The sequence below is a fragment of the Nocardia rhamnosiphila NBRC 108938 genome, from assembly GCF_000720425.1.
Lineage (GTDB): Bacteria > Actinomycetota > Actinomycetes > Mycobacteriales > Mycobacteriaceae > Nocardia > Nocardia rhamnosiphila.
In genome coordinates, this window is the sequence record NZ_JOAJ01000063.1 from 1 (window position 1) to 477 (window position 477).

Annotated in this window: 1 protein-coding gene and 1 pseudogene; both read right to left on the minus strand. The window is 67.9% G+C overall.

Going from position 1 to position 477, the window contains the following annotated elements; genetic code table 11:
- Positions 1 to 214 (minus strand): DUF1330 domain-containing protein (locus IG75_RS0135720; RefSeq protein WP_030525778.1); only part of this gene is annotated, 214 nt, incomplete at its 3' end.
- Positions 215 to 250: 36 nt separating this feature from the next.
- Positions 251 to 477, minus strand: a pseudogene (locus IG75_RS0135725) (MFS transporter); the annotation flags it as partial.

A 477-nucleotide genomic window follows, 5' to 3' on the forward strand; every position in this document is an offset into this window, starting at 1 on the left:
CGCGTGCGGCGACGGCCTGTTCGAAGCTGTCGAACTCGATCAGGACGACGCGCTCGGCGATTCCGGCTTCGTGTGCGTCGACCCGGCTGCCGACGCTGGCGAGCACCCGCCCGCCCGCGGCCGCGACGGCCAAACCTGCCAGAGCGTTGTAGGCATCAAGCCTCTCGGGGGCCTCGATGGTGGGGTAGACGCTGACCCAGTAGCCCTTGGGCATTGGAACCTCCAGTGTGTTTCGATGAGTACATCCGACTTATGGGGTGGTCTCGGACGAGCGTCGGCGGGCGAGAGCGAGGCTCATCAGCGTCGTGATCGCCATGGCGCCGACCAGCGCCGCGGTGGTGTAGGCGCTGTCGTCGGGGAAGAGGTGGCCGGAGCCGGTGCCCGCGGCGAGGATCAGGCCGCCGATGGCGCTGCCCAAGGAGTACCCGACGCTGCGGACGACATAGTTGAAGCTCATGGCGCTCGACGTCTCGCTCT